The sequence below is a fragment of the Paratractidigestivibacter sp. genome (assembly GCF_052362415.1).
Lineage (GTDB): Bacteria > Actinomycetota > Coriobacteriia > Coriobacteriales > Atopobiaceae > Paratractidigestivibacter.
Window position 1 is genome coordinate 3,553 of sequence record NZ_DAWEMK010000073.1, and the last position, 5,485, is coordinate 9,037.

Annotated in this window: 5 protein-coding genes and 1 pseudogene; 1 reads left to right on the plus strand and 5 read right to left on the minus strand. The window is 65.2% G+C overall.

The annotated features are described in order from the left end of the window. On the minus strand, nucleotides 1–1,579 hold a 1,579-nt coding region (locus tag ACT84W_RS07635; protein WP_444328766.1), incomplete at its 3' end, for a histidine kinase dimerization/phospho-acceptor domain-containing protein. 870 nt (nucleotides 1,580–2,449) lie between these two features. Here ACT84W_RS07635 and ACT84W_RS07640 point away from each other — a divergent pair. Further along, on the plus strand, nucleotides 2,450–2,704 hold the full coding sequence (locus ACT84W_RS07640) for an HPr family phosphocarrier protein (protein WP_432291093.1): 255 nt from the start codon (nucleotides 2,450–2,452) through the stop codon (nucleotides 2,702–2,704). Nucleotides 2,705–2,732: 28 nt separating this feature from the next. On the opposite strand, the gene ACT84W_RS07645 is transcribed toward ACT84W_RS07640, so the two are convergent. The 4 genes and pseudogenes from ACT84W_RS07645 to ACT84W_RS07660 form a co-directional block, all read right to left on the minus strand. After that, on the minus strand, nucleotides 2,733–3,518 hold the full coding sequence (locus ACT84W_RS07645) for a Cof-type HAD-IIB family hydrolase (RefSeq protein WP_444328767.1): 786 nt from the start codon (nucleotides 3,516–3,518) through the stop codon (nucleotides 2,733–2,735). 128 nt (nucleotides 3,519–3,646) lie between these two features. After that, a complete protein-coding gene (locus ACT84W_RS07650; protein ID WP_444328770.1) occupies nucleotides 3,647–3,973 on the minus strand; it encodes an LOG family protein in 327 nt (108 codons plus the stop codon). A gap of 47 nt (nucleotides 3,974–4,020) precedes the next feature. Continuing rightward, nucleotides 4,021–4,395, minus strand: a pseudogene (locus ACT84W_RS07655) (LOG family protein); the annotation flags it as partial. A gap of 84 nt (nucleotides 4,396–4,479) precedes the next feature. Then, a complete protein-coding gene (locus ACT84W_RS07660; RefSeq protein ID WP_444328768.1) occupies nucleotides 4,480–5,163 on the minus strand; it encodes a TIGR00730 family Rossman fold protein in 684 nt (227 codons plus the stop codon). Between the last annotated feature and the right edge of the window lie 322 nt (nucleotides 5,164–5,485).

Consider the following 5,485-nt stretch of genomic DNA (forward strand, 5'->3'; position numbering starts at 1 on the left):
CTTCCTTACCGTTCTCGGCAGTCTCGACGTCGGCGCCCGTCATCTTCCAGTCCAGGATCACGGCGAAGTAGTCGTCGCCCGCATCGTGCCGTGCGCAGCAGCGCCGCACGGCCTCCTCCCCCGAGAGCACCCATTCACCGTCGATCCCGATCTCGCGCAGGGTGCCGGTCGTGCTCTCGCAGCATGTGCGGTCGTCGTCCACAACGAGCACCGGCAGATCCACGAGCTCCCGCTCCTGCCCGAGCTCGTTCTCCTGGAGCTTGAGGGAGATCGTCACCGTGATCTTCGTGCCCTGGTCCGGCGCGCTCTCGACCTCGATAGAGCCGTTCATGAGGTTCACGAACACCTGCTGGATCCTCAGGCTGTCGCCGCAGACAGCCTCGTGCTCGATGTGGTTGACGTGCACCTCGAAGTCGTGCCCGTGCGCGTCGATGCCTGGCCTCGTGAGCGTGAGCAGGTTGTCGACCAGCTCGGGCAGGCTGAAGTCCTCCTCTGCCAGCGTGATCTTCCCGCTCTCGATGCGGGCCATGTCCAGCACCTCGTTGATGAGGCCGAGCAGGTGGCGACTGGACTTCGTGATCTTTCCCAGGCACTCGACGACCTTGGCCTGGCTGTCGATGTTCGCCCCCGCGATCGCCGTGAGGCCGATGATCGCGTTCATCGGCGTGCGGATGTCGTGCGACATGTTTGAGAGGAACTCGGTCTTCGCTCGGTTCGCGTTCTCCGCGGCGCGGTAGGCCTCCTTGAACGCATGGCGCGACTCGATCTCGGCTTTCTTCTCTTGCGAGACATCCATCGACGCTTGGAGCGCCTTCACGAGCCGGCCGCCCTCCCACTCCAGTGGGATGAAGGAGGCGATCTTGTACGCGTCCTCGCCGAGCGTGCAGTACTCGAACTTGTAGATCTGGTCCTCGCCCGTCAGGTGCGCGCGGATGGCATCCACCGAGGTCATGGCCTCGAGCGAGTCCAGAGGCTCCAGCGTCTTGTACTTGCGCGCCACCTGCGCGACGAAGTCGTGGTAGGCGCCCGTCGGCTTGTAAACCGGCTCGCCCTGGAGGCTGTAGAACTCGTAGCGATCGCGCTCAAGGTCGAGCACGACGAAGCGGTCGACCAGGCGCACCATACTCTGGATCAAGAGGCCCATCGACGCGTTGTCCGAGGCCACCCGCTGCTGCCGGGCGAGCTCCTCCTTGGCCTCCGTGATGTCCCGCAAGAAGATCATGGCGTACTCGGAGTCGTCGATCTCGCCCCGCATGATGACGTTGCGGATCCAGCGCACCTCTCCGTCGAGGATGATCCGGCACTCCAGCGAAAGCTCAGTCTTCAGGCCCTTGAGCTTCTTTGCCATGTAGGTGCGGTCGTAGAAGTCCGTGACGGCCTGCCGGTCGCCCTCGACCACGTAACGGTTCACGAGGTGGTGAACGAGCTCGTCCCAGGTGCCGCTCCGCTCGAACACCGTCATGAGCGAGGGCTCCACCTTGAAGATGTCGAAGGTGTTCTCCTCGAGGTTCACGTAGTACTCGCAGAGGCTCGCGTCGGTGAAGGCGCGGTGGAACGCGGCGGAGCGTTGCGCCTGCATCTGCGCCTTCTTGCTCTCGTCGATATTCCTGAGGATGCCGGCGATGCGGTGGACCGAGCCATCGATGCGGCGCGGCGCTGATCGCCTCGTTTATCAGCGAAAGGTTCTCGTGCTCCCAGGTCAGGTGCACCGACATGACCCAGATAGGCTTGCCCAGCGCGTCCGTCGCGTCCTTCTTGCATAGCTCGGCGTTCACCGGGGAGCCGTCGGAGGTGAGGACCCGGCCCTCACCGCGGCCGCTGATCCGCGGGAAGCGGCCCGGCTCCAAAAAAGAGGCGCCCTCGCCGTAGAACATGTTCCGCAGCGAGCCGCCCGTCCGCGCCATGAAGGAATCGAGGGTGTAGCCCAGGCCGCGCAGCAGCGGCTCGCTCACCGAAAGAATGGTCAGGTCGGGGTCGTAATACCCCGTGACCGTCCCCACGCAGCCGTTGTCCAAGACGGTGTCCGGATGGCCCGGAGCGCCGACTCCCCCAGAAGCGCCTGGTCGGACGTCTGGATCAGATCGTTGCTGTTGTCGACAAAAGCCATTCCTGAGGACCTCGCATGTTCCGGTCGCTGCGCACGGCGGCACAGCTGGTGACAACTCAAAGATGCGTAATCTTCCCTCGAGCGCGTGGCGTCCAGGGCCAAGAAGCACGAATCAACGCCAAAGCACCGCATAGACGCCGCGCAGTTGGGAAGAAGGGCGGACGGCGAGGTGGCCGACGAGAGGATGGTTGGCGGGGGGCAGCCAAGGCTGCCACGCCGTCGGCCACCCGACACCCGTTGTCCATTTACGGCGCGCCGCCGTCACGCTCGCCGAGAGGTGCCTCTCTGCCCCTCGCAAAGCTGGTATTTTCGTGCAAGGTTGCGTAAAGGAGAGGGACGTCCATGCGCGAGATCGTGCGCCAGATCACCGACCCCATAGGGTTCCACATCCAGCTCGCCGTGCTGCTCGCAGGCGAGGCCCAGCGATGGCGCAGTCGCGTGACGTTCGAGCACGAGGGGCGCAGCGCCGACGCCTCCGACCTGATGGCGCTTTTGGCCATGGGCGTGCGCACCGGCGAGGCCGTGGTCGTGCGCGTCGAGGGCATCGACGAGGACACCGCCGCCGAGGCCATCGAGCGCCTCGCGCGCACCTGGTAGAGGCCGCACCCGGTAGAAGTCGCGCCCCCTACAGCAGCCCGAAGTGCTCGAGCGCCTTCGCGACGCCGTCGTGGTCGACGTCGTCGGTCACGTAGTCCGCCGCGGCGAGCGCCTCGGGCGAGGCGTTGCCCATTGCCACGCCGATGCCGCACATCCGCAGCATAGAGGCGTCGTTCCCGCCGTCGCCGAACGCGATGGTCTCTTCCGCGGAGATCCCGTAGCGCTCGAGCGTGGCGCGAATGCCTGCGGGCTTGCTGCTGTTCGCGGGCACGACGTCGCAGAAATAGTCGCACCAGCGCGTGGTCAGCACGCCCGTCGTCGCGTCGGTGACGATGTGCTCGTCCTTTGGCGGCAAAAACGCGCAGAACTGCAGCACGTGGGCGCCGAGCGCGTCGTGCACGTCGCCTTGGTCGTAGCAAAGGCCCGCATTCTTCTCGACCTCGCGGATGGCGGGGCTGTAGCGGTTGACGTAGGCATGGTCCTTCTCGAGAACGAGCACGTCGTAGAGGCCGTCGTCGACCTGCCCCACGATCGTCTTCACGTCAGAGTCCGGGATGGGGGTCTCGAAGTAGGTCCCCTCGGCGTCGTAGCAGCACGAGCCGGTGGAGGTCACGTACGCGTCGAAGCGGCCGAAGCCCTCGAAGCCGTAGCGGATGCACGGCGGCAGCTGATACTCGGGGCGGCCCGATGCGATGACGCACTTGACCCCGCGGCGGCGCAGCTCGATGAGCGCCTGCTTGGTCGATGCGGCGAGCTTGTGCGTCTTGAAACTCAGCAGCGTGCCGTCGATGTCGAAGAACGCGGCCTTGATCATGTCTTCTCCCCCTGTGCTCGATGGCGTGCGCGGCGCCGTTCACGGGCACCGCCTGCGAGTTCTGTCTGCGGGGTCCCACCCACAGACACCGTCCGCGACCACCTATTATACGTGGGAAAGAAGCCCGCCTACCTGGTCGCGATGCCCGCGCAGGCGACCGCGACGGCCTCTTCGACGTCGTCGGTCACGCAGAACAGCTCCGGATCGAGCGGCGATATGTTCCCGCAGCCTGCGACCGTGCCGCGCAGCCACTCCACGAGCCCGCGCCAGTATTCGCTCCCGATGAGCACGACCGGCCGCTCCGGCGCCTTGTGGGTCTGGACGAGCGTGAGCACCTCGAACGCCTCGTCGAGCGTGCCGAACCCGCCCGGGAAACAATCGCGCCGCGCGAGTACTTGACGAACATCGTTTTCCGCACGAAGAAATACCGGAACGTCATGCCGAGGTTGACCCACTCGTTGATGCTCTCCTCGAGCGGCAGCTCGATGCCGAGGCCGACCGAGACCCCGCCCGCCTCGAACGCGCCGCGATTCGCGGCCTCCATGATGCCGGGGCCGCCGCCGGTTATCGTGGCGATGCCCTTCTTTGCAATAAGCCCCCCGACCCGCCGCGCGGCGGCGTACATCGCATCGTCGGGGGCGGTCCTCGCAGATCCGAACACCGTGATCGCGGGACCGAGCTCGGCCAGCGCGCCGAACCCGTCCACGAACTCAGCCTGGATGCGCAGCACGCGCCAGGGGTCGGTATGCAGCCAGGCGGTGTCTGACTCTGGCTGCAGCAGGTGGCTTACGGTGGTGTCAGTCGGGATCATCTGTCCGCGCATGATCACGGGACCGCGGCGATAGGTCTCGGCCGCGCGGCGTTCTTCTTCTGTCATTTCTTCTCCTTGGTTAGGCGTCCCTTAAAAGTACGGCCAACCAAGAAAAGCGCACGTCAGCGCAGTGTTAGCGACACGTCAGCCTTAGCACTCGACGCCTGCGCACGCGGCCGCGACGGCCTTCTCCACGTCGTCGGTCACAAGCAGCCCGTCGATGTCCTCGGGGCTGATGTAGCCGTGGGAGAGCGGCGCCGAGCGCATCCAGTCGAACATGCCGCCCCAGTAGTCCTTGCCCACAAATACGAGCGGGACCTTCTCGGTCTTGCGCGTCTGCATGAGGGTGAGCTGCTCGTAGAGCTCGTCGAGGGTGCCGAAGCCGCCCGGCATCGCGATGGCGCCGTTAGAGTACCAGCTGAACATGGCCTTGCGCACAAAGAAGTACCTGAAGCGCAGCGCGATGTCGACCCAGGGGTTTGGTTCCTCCTCGAACGGCAGCTCGATGGAGAGGCCGACCGACATGCCGCCCGCCTCGTGGGCGCCGCGATTCGCCGCCTCCATGGCGCCCGGGCCTCCGCCCGTCATCGTGGCGACGTCGCGGGCCGCGAGCGCTGCGCCGACCGCGCGGGCGCGCTCGTACTCGGCGTCCCCCTCCTTGGAGCGCGCCGTGCCGTAGACGGTCACGGCGGGGCCCAGGTTGGCGAGCGCGCAGAACCCATCGACGAACTCGGTCTGGATGCGCACCATGCGGTGAGAATAGCGCTGGAACAGGTCCATCGACTCGGCGGAGTCGAAGCTCAGCCGCTCGATCTTCTTCTTTGCGTCGGACATGGGATTCCCCATCGCCTCGAGCGCCCGCGACGGGAATGCCGCCGCGGGCGCCTTTTATGCTCATGCGGTTAGGGTACCCAAGCCGCGCGGGGCGGTATCAGGGCGCCGGGACAGGGTTCTTTTTATAATCAAAAATGGTAATATTGCGAATAGTAGGCTTTTTGGGTTTCTTTCTTTGTTTGATGCAGGTGCGCAACCAAACGGCGCTGAACACGCGGAGGCCGCAAAATGGCAGGTATTTTGGGTGTGCTCGATGCATGCATGGAGCAAATCGTCGAGGTCGCCATTCTTTTGTTCGAGTTCATCGGAGTTGGAATCATCA

Bases quoted from the DNA above. Each gene is read 5' to 3' on its own strand.
- ACT84W_RS07660 (WP_444328768.1), bottom strand. From the start codon at position 5,163: ATGTCCGACGCAAAGAAGAAGATCGAGCGGCTGAGCTTCGACTCCGCC.
- ACT84W_RS07640 (WP_432291093.1), top strand. From the start codon at position 2,450: ATGCGCGAGATCGTGCGCCAGATCACCGACCCCATAGGGTTCCACATC.
- ACT84W_RS07645 (WP_444328767.1), bottom strand. From the start codon at position 3,518: ATGATCAAGGCCGCGTTCTTCGACATCGACGGCACGCTGCTGAGTTTC.